The sequence below is a fragment of the Acinetobacter sp. ANC_7588 genome (assembly GCF_056783995.1).
This window is the reverse complement of sequence record NZ_JBWYIU010000014.1, coordinates 44,078-60,946: the sequence shown is the minus strand read 5'-3', so window position 1 is coordinate 60,946 and position 16,869 is coordinate 44,078. Positions and strand designations below refer to the sequence as shown.

The 16,869-nt window shown below is 35.9% G+C and carries 15 protein-coding genes; 3 read left to right on the top strand and 12 right to left on the bottom strand.

Translation table 11 applies throughout. The features are described 5' to 3' along the window. Positions 1–26: 26 nt before the first annotated feature. Genes AC1M9J_RS13020 through AC1M9J_RS13010 form a run of 3 tightly spaced genes read left to right on the top strand, consistent with a single transcriptional unit; the run spans position 27 to position 2,942 of the window. Positions 27–1,121 carry a cysteine desulfurase family protein gene (locus AC1M9J_RS13020; RefSeq protein ID WP_481952448.1) on the top strand — a complete coding sequence of 365 codons (1,095 nt, stop codon included), beginning with the start codon at positions 27–29 and terminating at the stop codon, positions 1,119–1,121. A 31-nt stretch (positions 1,122–1,152) separates the two neighbouring features. Then, on the top strand, positions 1,153–1,680 hold the full coding sequence (locus AC1M9J_RS13015) for a hypothetical protein (RefSeq protein WP_481952447.1): 528 nt from the start codon (positions 1,153–1,155) through the stop codon (positions 1,678–1,680). Then, positions 1,677–2,942 carry a DGQHR domain-containing protein gene (locus AC1M9J_RS13010; protein ID WP_481952446.1) on the top strand — a complete coding sequence of 422 codons (1,266 nt, stop codon included), beginning with the start codon at positions 1,677–1,679 and terminating at the stop codon, positions 2,940–2,942. The genes AC1M9J_RS13015 and AC1M9J_RS13010 overlap by 4 nt, the downstream gene beginning before the upstream one ends. 29 nt (positions 2,943–2,971) lie before the next feature. On the opposite strand, the gene AC1M9J_RS13005 is transcribed toward AC1M9J_RS13010, so the two are convergent. The 12 genes from AC1M9J_RS13005 to AC1M9J_RS12950 all read right to left on the bottom strand — a co-directional run bounded on the left by AC1M9J_RS13005 (position 2,972) and on the right by AC1M9J_RS12950 (position 16,709). Next, positions 2,972–3,844, bottom strand: coding sequence for a phosphoadenosine phosphosulfate reductase domain-containing protein (locus AC1M9J_RS13005; protein ID WP_481952445.1), 873 nt, complete (start codon positions 3,842–3,844; stop codon positions 2,972–2,974). Beyond that, a complete protein-coding gene (locus AC1M9J_RS13000) occupies positions 3,841–7,314 on the bottom strand; it encodes a hypothetical protein (RefSeq protein WP_481952444.1) in 3,474 nt (1,157 codons plus the stop codon). The genes AC1M9J_RS13005 and AC1M9J_RS13000 overlap by 4 nt, the downstream gene beginning before the upstream one ends. Continuing rightward, a complete protein-coding gene (locus AC1M9J_RS12995) occupies positions 7,311–8,210 on the bottom strand; it encodes a DUF4007 family protein (protein ID WP_481952443.1) in 900 nt (299 codons plus the stop codon). Before AC1M9J_RS12995 ends, AC1M9J_RS13000 begins: the two co-directional genes overlap by 4 nt. A 102-nt stretch (positions 8,211–8,312) precedes the next feature. Beyond that, positions 8,313–8,591 (bottom strand): hypothetical protein, encoded by a 279-nt coding sequence (locus AC1M9J_RS12990; RefSeq protein ID WP_481952442.1) that lies wholly within the window; start codon positions 8,589–8,591, stop codon positions 8,313–8,315. Between the two features lie 14 nt (positions 8,592–8,605). After that, positions 8,606–8,836: a helix-turn-helix transcriptional regulator gene (locus AC1M9J_RS12985; protein ID WP_481952441.1), complete on the bottom strand. Its 231-nt coding sequence runs from the start codon at positions 8,834–8,836 to the stop codon at positions 8,606–8,608. Positions 8,837–8,915: 79 nt separating this feature from the next. Further along, a complete protein-coding gene (locus tag AC1M9J_RS12980; RefSeq protein WP_481952440.1) occupies positions 8,916–9,800 on the bottom strand; it encodes a recombination directionality factor in 885 nt (294 codons plus the stop codon). A 194-nt stretch (positions 9,801–9,994) separates the two neighbouring features. Beyond that, on the bottom strand, positions 9,995–11,053 hold the full coding sequence (locus AC1M9J_RS12975) for a YqaJ viral recombinase family nuclease (protein WP_481952439.1): 1,059 nt from the start codon (positions 11,051–11,053) through the stop codon (positions 9,995–9,997). A 175-nt stretch (positions 11,054–11,228) separates the two neighbouring features. Then, complete coding sequence (locus AC1M9J_RS12970) at positions 11,229–12,263, bottom strand: DUF932 domain-containing protein (RefSeq protein ID WP_481952438.1); 1,035 nt, start codon at positions 12,261–12,263, stop codon at positions 11,229–11,231. A 22-nt stretch (positions 12,264–12,285) separates the two neighbouring features. After that, positions 12,286–12,564 (bottom strand): hypothetical protein, encoded by a 279-nt coding sequence (locus AC1M9J_RS12965; RefSeq protein ID WP_481952437.1) that lies wholly within the window; start codon positions 12,562–12,564, stop codon positions 12,286–12,288. 99 nt (positions 12,565–12,663) lie between these two features. Beyond that, the gene (locus AC1M9J_RS12960) at positions 12,664–12,921 is read right to left on the bottom strand and encodes a hypothetical protein (protein WP_481952436.1); all 258 of its coding nucleotides are present in this window, start codon (positions 12,919–12,921) and stop codon (positions 12,664–12,666) included. 97 nt (positions 12,922–13,018) lie between these two features. Then, a complete protein-coding gene (locus tag AC1M9J_RS12955) occupies positions 13,019–13,960 on the bottom strand; it encodes a YagK/YfjJ domain-containing protein (protein WP_481952435.1) in 942 nt (313 codons plus the stop codon). A 286-nt stretch (positions 13,961–14,246) separates the two neighbouring features. Continuing rightward, entirely contained in the window at positions 14,247–16,709 is a 2,463-nt protein-coding gene (locus AC1M9J_RS12950; RefSeq protein WP_481952434.1) for a hypothetical protein, read from the bottom strand. Positions 16,710–16,869: the final 160 nt, after the last annotated feature.

The window sequence follows — 16,869 nt, the reverse complement described above, 5'->3', positions numbered from 1 at the left end:
AAGCATCTCTTTTTTATTGACCGAAAATGATTTATTTAGATTTTGCAGCATCTACTCCACTCCTGCCATCTGTTAAAAAAGAATTATTTCGTGCATTTGAAGAAGAATACTCAAACCCCTCATCTGCTCATAAGTTAGGTCGATCTTCAGCAGAAAAAATTGAAAGAGCAAGAGAAATCATTGCTGATTCGATCGGGGCCTACAAAAGTGAAATTATCTTTACTAGTGGGGCATCTGAGTCAAATAATTTAGCAATCAAAGGATATGTTCTAGCAAATCAAAAAAAGGGAAAGCATATCATCACCTCATCGATAGAACATAAATGCATTATCTCGATATGTCACTTCTTAGAAAAAGAACATGGATATGACATCACATATATTTCTCCGCAGAAAAACGGAATTATTGACGCTGAAGAAGTAATCTCAGCAATGAGAGAAGATACAGTTCTAGTCAGTATTATGCATGTAAACAACGAGCTTGGATCAATCCAACCTATTGCATCTATTGGTCAAGCTTGTTTTGAAAGAGATATCAAATTTCATGTAGATGCTGCTCAATCTTACAAAAAAATTCGCATCGATGTTGATGAGTTAAATATAGATATGCTCTCTTTATCTGCTCATAAAATTTATGGTCCTAAAGGTATTGGAGCTCTATACATTAGAGACTTGCGAGAAACTAGGATCCAACCTGTTATTCATGGAGCTGGCCAAGAATATGGGTTAAGAGGTGGGACTCTTGCTACCCCATTGATTTTAGGATTCGGTGCCGCCGTAGAAGACCAAACTATTGAAGATAGTTTTGATGAAGTAAATAAAATAAATTCCATGCTACGAGCAAAAATTAACAAAATTGGTGGAGTTATCAACTCTCCAGATACACACTACATTCCTCATATTCTAAATGTTCGCTTACCGGACTTTGATGCATCACATTTTGTAGCAAACTCCGACTTTTTATGTTCTCAGGGTTCAGCTTGCTCATCATTGAATATTGAGATGTCTTATGTATTGCGTGAAATAGGATTAGATTTTAATTTAGCAAGCCAATCCATTCGGATCAGTCTAGGCAATGAATTTAATGAAAATTTAATTAATCAATTTTTTAACAATTTCTAACCTTCTTTTAAAATTCTTGTGAGAATTAACGTTGAAAGATTTACAAACATTGCATGACTTTGTAGATAAGCTGCATGATCAACTAGGACGTTATAGGCTCGAGTTTTGCCTGGCTCCAGATTTAATACTAAAAGATGATTTCGGTATTAGTTCACTTGCTTGGGAATCTATCAAGTATGGTGAAGATGAAATAGCAAATATTCCTGATGACAAACGAGGAATATACGCTTTTGCAATATGCCGTGATAGTCATGCACTGTTTCCAACACATGGTTATATTTTATATATAGGAATTGCTGGCCGACAATCACATCGATCTCTTCGAGCAAGATATAAAGATTACTTAAATGTAAAAAAAATTATGAAAAGAGCCCATATTGCTAATATGATTGGAAATTGGCATCAAGTTTTAAGATTTTTTTACGCACCTATAGATGACACTGTTACATCAGAAGAACTTGAAAAACTTGAAAAAAATTTAAATGTTGCCTTATTACCTCCTTTCTCTAAAGGTGATTTAGAAGCGGAAATTAAACAAATGTTAGGAGCATTTAAATGACCAAGAAATCAAATAAATCATCACCAATTCTTTTGCCAGCCCTTAGAGGTATTATGGGTGATTGGGTTTATTACAGTTGCTTAATGAGTTTAGATGAAGTTAGTAAAAGAGTTAATTTTGCCAAGGAAATTCATAAAAATGAGCAATTATCAGATATGATCCAACGCAGCCTTACAGAATCACGTAGTAAAAGTGTCGCAGAATACTTAAAAGATCAAAACGAACGCTTTTTTAACTCCATCGTCGTAGCTACCTATGGTGGTGAACCATCGTGGTTGCCATTATCAAATATTCAAAACAATACTCAACATACTAACCAAATTCAATTAAGAGAAGAGACAATAGCATCTGTGGGTTTCTTAGCCCTAAATGGTCAAGAAAAATTATTTGCGTTAGATGGTCAACATCGATTAGCTGGAATAAAAAAAGCTGTAAAAGATAGATTGATTGAGGATGATCCCTATGATGAGATTTCAGTCATTTTCGTTTCTCATCATCTAACCCCTAAAGGATTAGAAAGAACCCGCCGATTATTTACTACATTAAACAAAACCGCAAGACCAGTTAAAAAAGGAGATATCATAGCTCTTGATGAAGATGATGTGATGTCTATAACTGTTAGATGGTTGATAGAAGAAAGTGGTTTCTTCTCTGAAGAAAGAATTGCCTTTGTAGCAACAAATAATATGCCTCCTACTAATACTAGGAGCCTTACTACGATTGGTAGCCTTTATGATGTAATGACTATTATTTTTACTTCTTTCAATACTACACTGAAAAAAAAGAAGATAGATCTCCAAAAGGTGAGACCTTTTGACGAAGAACTTAATAAATACTTCAAGCTTGCAAGAGTATTTTTCAAGCTATTAAAAAATTATTTCCCAGAAATTCAGGAATTTTTTGATACTCAAGATTACCCTACAGTTGTAGCAAAATATAGAAATAATAGTGGTGGAAATATTCTATTTAGACCAATCGGTCTTCAACTTATTGTAAAGATAATTGCCACTCTAACAGAATCATACAGTTTAAGAGAATCTGTTAAACTCGCATCATTATTACCAAGAAATTTAACAGATGAGCCTTTTCTTCATCTAATGTGGGATGAGAGAAAAAACACGATGATAAACGACAATAAAACTCTTCTAAAAAATATTCTGCTCTATATGTTAAACAGAAATATAGATACTGAAAAAATAAGTCAGCAATACAAAACTCTTACAAATAATCCTCTAGCTTCTCTTCCACCTGTTGTTATATAAATTTATAAGTAGACTGCTTTCAGAGCAGTCTACTTATAACAAGTCACACAAGCACCACCACCTTCGATATCATCATACAGCGCATCTAAATCAATCATTTCAATCAATTGATCATCATATAGAGCATTACGACGGCGCTTCTTCTTAAATCTATCAAGCTTTTTCTCATGGTCAGCTTTAATTTGCGCTACACGATCTGGATCTTCAAGTGTTGTTAACGGTGTATTTTTACCCATCCAATAATAAGTTTCACCATTTGTAGATTTATCATCATTCAACTTTTTTTCGTAGGATTTTGCTTCCTCAAATTTATCAGGATGTCGTTCCTTCAAACGCACCCATTCAATCTTTCTTTGATAAAAGCAGAATGTGCAACCACTACGTGAACGCCATTCATAATATTTAGGAAGACCTAATCCAGTCCCTTCTAGAATATTAATAATATCCTCTTTGACTAGACCATCTTCAGCAAATGGCATTTTTGTGGTTAAAAACTTTTGGGTTGGCACATAACCTTCACGCCAAGGTTCATCCGCACGAATTCCTACATAACTAATGATCTCATAGCCTTCATCAAGAAATGGTTTTACCCACTTCTCAAATGGCACTAATTTCATCTGTACGGTACACCAGCGTTGATGACCAGAGGGAAGGAAATGATTATATTCCTTCAACCAGTAATCGAAATCTTTATCTGAACCTAAGCGTAAGATTGGTTTACCTAGGTAAGATTCTAATTGGTTTAGATAATCCATGACTTCAGGTAATTCTTTACCAGTATCTGTAAAAAAATACTCAATATCTAATTCAGGATAATGGTCTCGCATATAGACAGCAAGAGCCGCACTATCCTTACCACCAGAAAGCCCTAGGACATGTTTTACTGACTTTTCAAGGGTCATGCTTTCTCCTCACCAATGGGATGTAAATAATCTTTAAGCAACTCATATAATACCATTGCTTTAGCATCATCACTTAGGTCAAAAGCATTCACCTTTTTAAGTAACTCTTTTTGCAGTTTTTTTAAATCTTTCTCAATAGTCGAATCAACAATAACGTCTCGGTTATACTCTTCAAGACCTTGATCCGTGTTAATGATTACTGCTAGTGATTGCTTATTAGATGAAATTTGTTCTGATTTCTCAGCATTTCTAGCAAAAAAGCTCAACTGTTTAAAACGCTGTACATAACCTGGAAGAGCTTCAAAAGCTTTTTTCAGACTGTCATCCGTCCAATCTTTTTCTGGTATCTGACCCAGCAATGTAATTAAATTTGATAACCATTGAGTTGACTCAGTCGAACTTCTAGATAGATGTTCGGCAAACTTTTTCATTTTCCAATCAGCTGCAAACTTGCTCACTGCATCTGCTTCTTGAATAATTTCAGGTGTAATATTACCAAGCTCTTTACGCAATCTACCTTCAAAATTTTTAAGGAGATTTGGCTTTGCCGCCATAAAGCTACCAAGTAAATTTGATAGATCTGCAAGAACCAAATCATCAGATCTTGTTGAAACCTCAAGCACATCATACAAATCTTCAAATAGCAATTTGTACGGATCATCTGCCTTAACAAGGAATGATCTTAATAACTGCACCTTCTCGTCAAAGTATTCTTTATCCTTAGAAAACTTAGCCCAACTAGACTGCTTCACAGTATATGAAACTAGAAAACGTGCTACAGCTAAAGGTGTAGCCTCTATATTTTTTTCAAAAATATCTTTGATGCTATTAGCTAGTAGATTTATAAACCTATTTTTTTCAGCAGGCTCTTTAATATATTTAACAGCAATCTCGTGAGGTCTCTTAACTAGCTTATTGATGTACTCATCATCAATTTCACTAATAAACTTAAATTCTTGAGTTACATCTTTATCATAAAAAGCAAGGCTCTTTTCTTTAGCCAATAATAGGGTTAAAGCAAATATTGGTAAAACACCATGAGGAATACCGAATGGTGTATCTGACCACACCTTATAAAGCTCTGTTAAAGGAACTAAAGACTTTGTATCTGTGAAAACTTTATATCCACGTTGAAATAATGTCGAAACACGCTCTAAATTTTCACTTTGCTCTCTATTAGATTCATCTAAGATAGGAAAATCAAATACCCACTCCATTTTATCCACATTAAACTGATGTAAGCCTAATTGTTTAATACAAGACAAATAAATTGCTTTTTCTGGTGGGAACTTTTCGATCCCTAAATTTTCTTGATTCGAATTCTCTAACATATTTTCTAATAGTTTTTTACGACCAGCTGCTGCAGAGCTAGAAACATCATGTCGAACAACTAATTCGTTTAGAATTTTCGGACATGATTGATATAGCTCATCAGCCAAATCAGAGACAATAATGGATAAAGACTTACCCTTTAACAGGCTCCCCTTACAGTACCATTCCACTGATTCAAAGGACTGGCTAAATAGATCATCGACCTGTTGATATGCATAGTTTAACCGTTGCTCATATTCTTTTTTCGCAACGGTATCCAGCATCAGCTTTGGCAACTCTCTAAAAATTTCATTTAGAGCATAAATTTCTTTAGACCAGCTTAATAACTCACTAATCTTATCTAACTTAGCAAAAACAAGACGAGAATGTTGCTTCGATAATTCAATGAGTCTATTTGAATTAAGAGCTTGATCTGTTATTAAAACAAAGTGCGCAAATGCTTTTGATTTAATAAATTCAGATTTATTTATAAGACGTTCTAATCCAGGAAGATCATTTACTAGATGCTGATCCATCCAACGCATTACACCCCTCTCATGATAGTGGCGTTTTGCAAGTACTGAGTTGCCCTTATAATTAATGTGCTCAAAATAATTTTGTTGGTTACTTAATGCTTCCAATTTCTCTTGTAACAATTGCTGAATATTAAGTTCAGATGTTTCAACAACTTCATAAGACTTTGTACGATTCCAATAAGTAATTATCCCCCAATCTTCTAGATTCTTTAAACATTTAGGGAGCATTTCTAGTTTTTTTGATGAAAGTGGTAATGCGTGAGCAATTAAATCTACTGACGGATAAATCCCTAAAGATTTACCAAACATATTAAGCATTGCAATTGCTTTAATCACGCTAGGATATAATTCTTCACTTTCAGAAGTTAACCCTTCTTTTTTACTTAGATTTTTACTAAGTAAAGTTAGAGTTTCTTCAACGATTGCCCATAAATGCCCTTCTTTAGAACTTAGGATTTGGTGTTGCAAGTTCTGACTTAAGTAATCCCATAAATCAACAATCGTGTAAGTGGAGTTTAGATTAACTTCTGACTCTAGAAACTTCCTAAAACTAAAAGGTTCGACTGACAAGAGGAAACTAAAAATACTACGTTCGTTTTGACTAAAGCTACTTTTAGAAATAATACCAAGAAGTACAGTAGTTAATGGATGTAGTGGCAAGGCCTCTTGCAGATATACATTCAGTTTTGGACTATTCTCTGTCAATCGAGATTTAATAGAACCTACAACTTTAGTTACTAAGGCATTATTTACAGCTGTAATAGCTTCTGGAATTTGAGTTTCTCTTGCTTTTATTGTTTTAGAAACAAGTGCAACCGATTCATCTAATGAAATTCGATATGAGATATCAACATAACGACCTTGAATTTTAGTCCATTCTAAAGCGATATGATGACTCATCCCTCTTGCATAGTCAGCAAACGCCTGATGCAAAATCCCTAAAAAGATAAAAGGACACTGCTTAGTAGAAAGTCTATTGATTCTCTCAGATAAATCCTGGAATAAATGTAGATCACCATTATTTCTAGCAATATGGTCTAAAAGCTTACCCATCTCATCTAAGATAAATAAACTACCTGAAATTCTTCCATCTAATGCTCTAAATACTTCATCAATCCATTCAATTAATTGATGATCACTATCTATCTGATCTGGTAGAAAGAATAAGTCACCTTCAAATACATCCATAAGATTTGCATCTTGAAGTGCTTTTAGGATGGATTTATAAAACAGCTCAACGGGTGAAGTTACCCCTCCGACTGCTTTAATGATCAACCAAGGTTTATCACTAGATAACTTGAAATTTTTATCAATTTGTTTAAGTAAATCAGAATCTTGTACTAAAGCTCTAGCGGCCTCTCTAATTTCATCATTTGGATGTAAAAGCCCTGATAAAATCGCTGCTAAAGTAGATTTACCTGTACCATATCCACCTGTCAAAGTAAAAGCAGATTGAGTATTTTCATAAAAAGAATCAACTATTGTTTTCAATGAGTTGTACGCTGTTCCATGAAAAATTACTCGCTCAAAAAACTCCTTCGATATGTCACTATCAAGTCGTGTCGAGAGTAGGTGATTTACGTGAATTTCATAGTAATGATTTAATTTATAGTTTTGATTCATTTCTGATACTCACGATAAATATTAGCCAATAGTTCGTTTAAATTTACATTTTTGATATCCAAGCACGATAAGCTACGCATTCCTAATGTATCAGTCCAGTTAAAACGATCGTCAATAACTGCACATTGATTTAAGAAATAATCGACCGATGCATTATTCAAACGAAATAAACGACCAGGGCTTCCAGGATAAGTCGAAATCATATCTACACTTAGTGAAGGAGCTTCCGAGAAATGTGTTTGCCAAAAATCTGTTAAGCAATATAAAAATATATCCACTGAAAGATTTTTTTGTTCAAGTAGATCAGCTTTAAACTTATGAGAATCCACCTGATAAATTAGATTCAGCTCATTTAATGGCGAAATAAATGCATCTTCATTAAGTTGTTTCTTACTTATTTTTTTTGAGTAACAAAGAATGAAACAATCTATATCTTTTTGCAAAGTCGCTTCCGAAGGTAGCTTTAAACCGTTTGTTTCAAGCCAAAATATAAGATCACTAAGTAATTCAGATTTCTCAAAGACTTGTTTATTACAATAATTAAAATACCAACGAGCAAATGTTAGATCAGTAAAGTTTTTTTGAATAAAATAGTGTAGTAACCAAGTAGATTCATTCAACTCTAAGTAAGTATCATATTTTGCAAAAATTTCACTTATTGGAGTTTTATAGTTTTGTTTACTATTCTCAGAATCTTTGAGTGGCACTAACCCTGAAACTTCAGCCCAGTATTTAATACTGTTAACCATATTTTTACCAACACCAAGCTCAACAACTTGTTTTTCAATATCTTTTTCATTTAAACTAAAATTATTATATGCTTTATTTAGCCAACCATAGCGTAGTGCAAAGGTTTCATGACCCGAGAAATGTAAATTAAAAATATCAGATTTCATTGCAACAAAGATTCACTGGAGAAATTTCTCCAGTGAGAGTACTACTATTAAACATTATATTCAATAAACAGATCCTTTGATTAAAATCAAAAAAGAAAAGCACTAGTGCTTTTCTCTTTCACAAAATTTTGCAACCTGAATGTAAAACCTCGTTGCAAAAACTATGCAACCTTTTGCATCTAAATCTTCAGGTATTTCAGTTGAGATTAACACCTTCTCTTGCTTAACATCTATCAATTCTAAAATACACCCATCTAATTGAAACAAAAGATTAAATTCATCTTTATTTTTAATAATCCTGTCATCGATTATTGAAAAATCATGATATTTAACCAACCATCCTTCAATAAAGATTTTAATGATTTCATTATTTAAACTCATATGGATTACTCCAATTAATCACGGCTCGCCAACTTGTTCTCAATCCATTGATGGATCTCGTAAGCTGACCAACCGATACGGTTTTGTGTGATTTTGACTTTCTTTGGAAAAGTCGGATCGTAGTAAGGTGAATTCTCATCCATCATCTCATAGATGGTTGAACGTCCAACGCCAACTAGCTCTACGACCTGCTTGATACTAATCAGTTGGTTCATTTGGAATGTTTGCCCTACAAATGTACTCATGGTGTTTACTCCGATCTCATGATGTCGAGCAACTCGCTCATGAGATACGGCAATCCAGTAAGGTTTTACCCTGTCCGATTCAATTCAACGCAGTCACGGAACCTTTTAACCCCTGTTGAATATTAAAAGACTCATTTTGAACAACGGACTGCTGTTGCTCCTCTGTCTGATAAAACTCCTCTACTACCTCCAATCCTTCCTCTAGATCCATTTCAAACTTCGCATTAGCAAAGCCCTGTCGTGCCATCTGATCGAGTGCCTCTTGATTAAATCCTGACTGCTTACTTTGCTGATCAATCTCATGTGCTGTGTGAATCGCAGACTGTAAGTCCACTCCTTCTCTTAATGTTAAATCCACGTAATACACAGGCTGACGATAACTCTGCGTAGTACTCTTACCTCGCAGTGTCAGTTGCAGTGGCAAGCATGAAAGCAAGCCATTTGAAGCCGCATGGTAGTAGCTCAAACGAGCTGCTAATGTGCGTATGCTGTTAAAACCTGTGGTTCTAAAGATGAATGTGCCAAATTCATCCGACTCATCTAAATTCACATGCAAACGACCATAGGGCTTGCAATGCCCTCCCTGAGCCAAAGCACATAAATCAGGTGAAGGACACGGATGCTGTTCAACGCCTTGGTTGGTTAAACGCTGACAGGTCTGACCATCACCAACACAAACAGGCCGTCCAGTCTGTCGATCAAACAAGGTGTACTCTGCTCGTAAGTTCAAATCAGGATCATTAAAGATCATGCGTACAGGAATTGAACGGAGCTTCTGATTGGGTGAATTCGCTCGAAGCTGTTCATCTAATGGGTGCTTGATCCATCCTTCTTTATTTTGGATTTGCGAGGTTATGGTGAATTGATCATCTTTTTCAGGTAGACGTTTGCCATTCTTTTCCACGACTCGACCAATACTGATACGTCCAAGTGTAGGCGGTGTGATCGCTAGACCTTTGATCATGGTGATACTCCTATATTTAATTCCTTACAGATTTGGGTGCTTCTATGTAGGTCAGAACACAGACCAAATAAGTTACCCAAATGTTAAAAAGCTGAGTTTTAGCTGCAAAGATCGCGACCGATTTGCTCTCTACACATGATGTAGAGAGCGGGGAGCGATTTTTGTGCATTTTTGATGAAATGAATGAGATGGGCTTAATCGATATAGATGTTGAAGCGACGACTGCCCTGTCTTTTTAGTGGATATTGTTCAATGAGATCAGGCTGATGCTTGAGTAGAGCTTTGGTATCTAAACTGACACTGTCATTGGCTTTCTTCCACACTACTGAACCACGACTAAACGTGGCACGCTCTGCATCCTTCATCATCATTTGTATTTGATGCTTGAGTTGATCGAAGCGTTCTTGCTTATGCTGAATCTCTTCTTTCAGTTTGATCAGCTTATCGAACATAAGATTGGCTGTTTCATTCTGGGATAAATCTTCAACTGTTAGTGGCACATGGACTGGATACAACTGCTGAATGGCTTTGGCGGCCGATTCACTTGCATCTACTGAAGGTGGTGTATCCTTTTCCACACATTCCCAAAAGTAACGTTCTGCATTAATGATGTGTTGAATCACAGATTCAGAACGAGTGACTTTAAAGATTTTAGTTTCATGCCCGCAGAGCAATACACACACATGGGCTGCCTGTTTTCCTGTCACAACCAATTGGTGCTGTACCTGACAAAGTACATAGAGTGGTACACCATCACGCCACAGCTTCGCCCCATGCTCCCCTGCTGTTTTACATTCAAGGATTTGAACTTCATCACTTCCGACAACGGAGTAATCTAAGTTTGCCAACATGAAATGCTTATCAGGATCAGGGTGCTGTAACACAGCATTGACTCGACGTACCTTATTGTTGGTGTGCATGCTGTAATACTCAGCCACCAATGGTTCAAGCTGCTTTCCCCAGTACAACGGTGCAACACCTGAGCTTTCATCTTCTATGGATTGAGCCTGCCGTCCAGTTTTGATCAGCCAGAGTTCCAGCATCGACATGTAGGGATTAAGACCACAGGCAGTCGCGGCATCACTGCTGCCAATGCCTTGCTTACGAACTTCGAGCCAATCCTGATATTCCATCCCTTTGGTGTTGACCAATCGCTTGGCTGCTGTTGAGCGTTTGGTGGTGATAGTTGGATTGACTACGATCTTTGATCCTACAGTCGTAGGCTGTTGGGAAATAGATACAATTTGATTCATGGAATTATCCTTATAAATTCTGATCTCTGTAAAAGAGATGCATAAAAAAGCCATACCCGACACGAGGTCGGGTATGGCGATTTGCTTGCTGTTTTAATTGAGAGGGGTTACATGAGTGCTATGACTAGCATTTGTTTGGGGTGACTTGATTTCGACATGAGTGAGTCAGTTAATTTCAGGCGATTAAAGCAAGTGCTTGCTCCAATCCTCGTTGTTTCACACTAGCACCTGCACCGAACCAAGCTGAATCAAGACGGTGATCTGTACTCATGGCTCGTCGTTCATGATCTACAAATTCAGTGATCGAACACAGTAAGCCATAAGCCGTATCTTTAGCTGATGACAGGTCAGCCCCTCGACCTTGACCATTAAACATGTCAAGTGATTTAGTCATCGCTCTTCCATTGGGTTCAGTTTTGTTTTGCTGTGATGGGTTGCTTGCCACCTGACGATAGAACTGAATAATGTTCTCTTCAGGATCAGAAATTGACATGGTGCTATTGTTAAACACCGCATCAAAGTAAGCCTTCGCTTCCTGTTGACTGACTTTACGCTGCGAGAGCTGTTTCATTTCATACATGTGTTCATCCCATGCACGCACAGAAATCCCCAATTGCTGTTTCACTTTCTCAGCATCGAACTTAGTACTATGCGGTACTTTCACCACACCTGCACTTGCAGTTGCACCTTTCAGTGCAATCGCAAGCGTGTTGTTACACACGACACGGATACAGGTAAATTGTGCTGTGGTTGCTAAAGTACCATCACATGCAGAAGCAAGCAGAATATAGCCATTGCTGACATCCTTACCCTTTAATGCTGTGCTTTGACCTGTACGTGCTAGAGCCCAGAATTTCTTACCACCTTTCAAAACGCCTGCTGTTTCAAGCTCAAAGCCTGATTGTTCTGTCAGATCACGATAGAACTCCAAAATCTCTTTGGGTTGTACTTCCTGATAACGCTGACTGACTACAGATAAAGGTGCATGGGTATCTGAACGATACAACACTCGCTGTTCCTCAAATGGCATGATGATGCTCTGACCACGTTCATTCTGTGCCATATAGCTGACATCGGAGGATTCAATCCGCCAGTCCATCCCAGCTTGCTGTGCCCAAACTTCGAGTGGTTGATTCGGACTCAGCTGATTACCCAGACCATGCCAAGGGGTTTCGCCAACATAGGCGATTTGTTCGATTTGATGTGCCATCGTTCTTATCTCCTATGCTGATTCAACGAAAGTTCTGCTGACATTGGTTGCAGTGGTAATAGGTCATGGTGACAGGCTTTTTCGGCTCATCAAACACACTGCTAAATAGACCACCAATCACTGCACCTGCTAATCCACCAAGTAATGGTGATACGGGTAAAGGTAAGCTCTTTGAAATGGATGCTCCAATGCTGGCAAACGATGCTGATGCTGTAAGATCTGTGGAATGAGAACCACTCACCTGCTGATTGACAACCTGAGTAATCTGATCGGACAAGCAATAAGGACAATTTAAACTCATAATATATACCTCTAGAAATGACAAAGGCTCACCGATTGGCAAGCCTTGCAAAGTTAAAAAACTCGTTTTCACCTAGATAATGTATATCTGAGATTATTTTCAGATCAGATTATATAGGATCTCTAATCTTTGCTTTCTATAGATATTAAAGGCAACATCAGGACAAGTCTTTACTTCCTCCTCAGCTTCCTCATAAGTCCAATCTCCTGAAATATAAAAAAGCTCGATCAATTGCTCTTTATCTAAAGAACGAGTGAAAGCCTCTTTGTCACTGAATGTGTCTTTACCAGGAACCCATAATTTTTTGATTTGCTCGATATGATCTATAGTTAAATATTTCAGCTTATGTGTTTTCATTTCACTTTTGAGGATAATTGGATTTTCCCTATTATCCTCAAAAGGATCATGATTACAATATCTTATATTTTATTTTAGAACTTAATCAACAGAATGACTATTCACTTTTCCATTTAAGTCGTTCTAATGTCTTATCTACCCCTCGTCTCGAAGGTTTATAGAATCTGCCATGACCAAAGGTCTGCATATTCTTTACTTTTATCCTGAGATATTGTTCAATTTTAGCTGGCTCAGTAAAATAACGTACTATTTTTAGAACATTAGCTCGTTTGCCCTCATCCTCTCTATTTACACGACCAAGAGCATCATTGCCCGTAGCCTTGTAACTATCACGATTTTTGGCAGTATTACAGTTATACCCTATTCCCGTCTCATCTGTGATCTTCTTCCAAGTATCAATAATACAGTCTGCAACGTAACGATCTGCTTGTACTCTATTACCATCATAGAACAACAAGAAGTGAGCGTGATATCCTTTTTCAGTACCTTGTTCTAGTGCATAGATATATCCTTGTAAATCATTGAAATGTCGATCACCATCCTGTAATCGATCCAATAGTCTTCGAATATCTTTTCTGAAATCTGAAATATCAATAAAGGTACGTTTATCCTGTCTATAAGAAAGATCAACACGAATAATAGCCAACTTAGAATAATGTTCCAGTAACATTTCCGTGTACTCTAGGGCCTTTATTCGATTTCTTAACTCATCCTGTTTAAATCGCTGTACCTCCCGTTGATGCCTTTTTTCAAACTTATCAAAAACAGACTGAACATCATAAAAACTCAGCTCCGCTAATGTTGAGGTATCTATAACATCTGACTCCATATTTTGTTCTAGTTCCAACATGAGTTCGATCATAGCCTCGTTATAGGCTGAATATCTTAAATCTGGATTATATTGGTCTTGAAGTTCTTTGAGTAAATCAACTAACCCGGACCAGTAACTATCCCATGGTTCTGTACGATTAATGGTATCTTCTACAAAGTTCTCAATTTCAGTAATAAGAGGAGAATGATTGATTCGAGTTTGTTCCATTGCTATGCACCTGTGGTTAATACATAGCAATAGGGCTAATCAATAAGAAATTACATTTAGGCTTAAATTAGATAAGAGCTCTATATAATGTGTGTATATAGAATCATATATTTAATAGATATTATTATATAGCTTTATATACCTCTTTAACCTTGGACTATTTTTGTAAGTTGTACTAACTCAAGCGTAGAACTGACACATTTAATTCCTGATAAAAAACAGTAAATATCCTATCTACGTCGAAGCGACAATTTTTTGTAATGCTGCAAAATATTGATAATCATTACTAATCATTTGTTGATGTCAAAGGCTTCAGGTTGACCAGTATATTTCGCACCCTTTCCTTCTTAATCTCATCAATTCTGTCCCAAACTTGTTTTTGATCATCAACAATTGCTTTTGAATTTTCATTATTTCTAATCGACTCCTTCTGAATGACTTCAGTATCAGATTGTTGTGATTGCTTATCTACTTCATTTTTCTCATTTGGCTTTCGAATTCTACCCCTCAAAAATTGCTCAGGTCTTTTTCCACCTTGTTCCTGTGTATTATTACATTTCCGAATATATTCGTATGCAGTATAAAAGCCCACTAGATCTTTTTTAAGTTGAGAAATAAATTTGTCACCTTTGTTGATCACCAATGGATCTAAATTACCTCCTCCAGCCCAAAGAGTCGGTATAAGGGAAAGCTTTAATTGACTAAGTTCAAATTGCTTGGCTTTAGCATACTTTCCTTTAAATTCCTGCCAATAATCGTCAAACTGTTGTGGAACATCCTGAGCAGACACATTATCTCTAAGATAGAATATTAACGTAAAATCAATAGAATATCCTTTTCCATCAAAAATATAATATCCAATATAGGCATCTATTTCCGCCCCTATACGTTTAGGGGCACGCCCACTAGACTTGATAAACTGTGTGAATAATTTTTTTAGCTCACTCAATTTAAGACTAGTTTCACGATTATCGATCTTGAAACGTAATAACACTAAATTCTGTTTAAAGCTGTGATTCAAATACTTAATTGCAAATCGGCTATTTTTTTCGACTAATTTCGTCGAGCTCGTTAAACTTTTGACTTTCTCCTTATTTAAAAGCTCTCGTTTAAGTCTGCGTAGCTCTCGAACGATCATTTTCAATGATTGTTCCGACATTAGTAATTCTTTTATATATTTTATAGAAGGTTGACGATGAAAGCCTCTATCTAAGGGATCAATCTCACAAATAGCTAGATTACTAATTTTGAGATAAGAGTCATTCCAATCACGAAGCAATATCAAGTAAATCTGAACAACATCAGCCCATTTTTTGGGTTTTGTCATTTTCAACGTATCCTGAAGGCTATCCAAATTTGTAGCCCCCAAATAGGCTATAAACAAGTTCAGCTTTTGAAGTTTCTCAATATCATTATTGTTCAATCCTTCACAATGCTTTAGACCTTCGTACAAGAAATGGATTGAGCTAAAATAAGCAGGAATCTGCTTTATAAGTTTTTTAGAATTCAATTCAAAACTAATTTCTGATTTACCTTCTTTTTTAGAATTTTCTCTAGGACACAGCTCAAATTTTGTATTTTCTAATTTTCTTTCTTTAATGTCTCTAATTACAGGATTATCAGCAAAATACGTCTCTGCTTCCAAGTTGCTGGGCTGAATAATAGTATTTAGTTGGTAGAATACACCGAGATACCACTTCAGCATCAAATCCAATTTTCGCTTATTCGGAAGTGTAATGTAGCGAATCACTCCGACACCAAGGTGGTCGAATATTTGGTCTAATTGCACCACTTCAAAAACAATTAATTGCTCAAACCAAGTTCCTTTCAATGCCAAAGTAATATGATTAATCAAAGCATTCTGAATTAGTTTGGTGGGTAATTCCTGCTCAGTAGCATCTAATATCATCCCGATTGTAATACGCACTTCCCTCCGAAGGTATATTTCTACCTTAGTCCATTTACATAACCAAGGTAATTTGACATCAATGTCCCTTAGACTAAGCCATTCAACAAATTCTTTTAGCTTCCGTGAAGAACTTAAATTGGGTTCTGCGGAATCAAGATTAATATCCGAAGTTAAATCAGCAATTTCATCTTCTGAAAAATCAGTCACACTAAACTTTATCAGGTATAGAGCCTGAGTAATTCTCTTAGATTTTTTTATCGTTACTTCAATTTCTTTAACCTGTTCTTTCCATTCAGGTATGTTCAAAGTTGGATGATAAATCTTTTTTCGCTTTTCAAAATACTTCTTAAACCGATCGACCGTCTTAAAAATTTGATCATGTGGAAAATCCTCAATCGTCCACAGGTTTGCTTGTACATCCGATCTAAACAGACATTCTGGTTCACTTATGACAAAATTAATAAATGCTCTTACTTTAGGAGCAAAGTCATAACTCTTTATACTGAGTTTCATCAAATTTATATCAATGACCAAGTTATTATAAAAAGTTACGATTTCTTTAATTTTAATTTTCTTTTGTACTTTATACGCATCATCCCAATCAATTCTTGCATAACCAAGAAAATCAGACACTACAACTAAACAAAGATGCAACCGCTCTAATGTTTCGATAGTTTCAAAGTAAATTCCCTCGGTTTTAGCTTTCAACCCATCATCAAAAGTTGGGTAGGTATCGTTATAGCAACGCTTTAAAAAACTAAAAACCTGATCATCACTAAGCTCATTAAAAAGATGATCGGTGTCGCCAACTTTTTCGGTAGTTAAATAGCTATCTTGCATATCATAAAAGTATTCATTTTTTTAATAATATCTCAATTAAACACCCTTATACACCCTTTTAATTAAGGATTTATCTTAAATATAAATTTTTATTTCTTACTATTATACCTAATTCAAGTAACTTTTATACTCAATTAAAAAACAATTAAACTCCAAATAA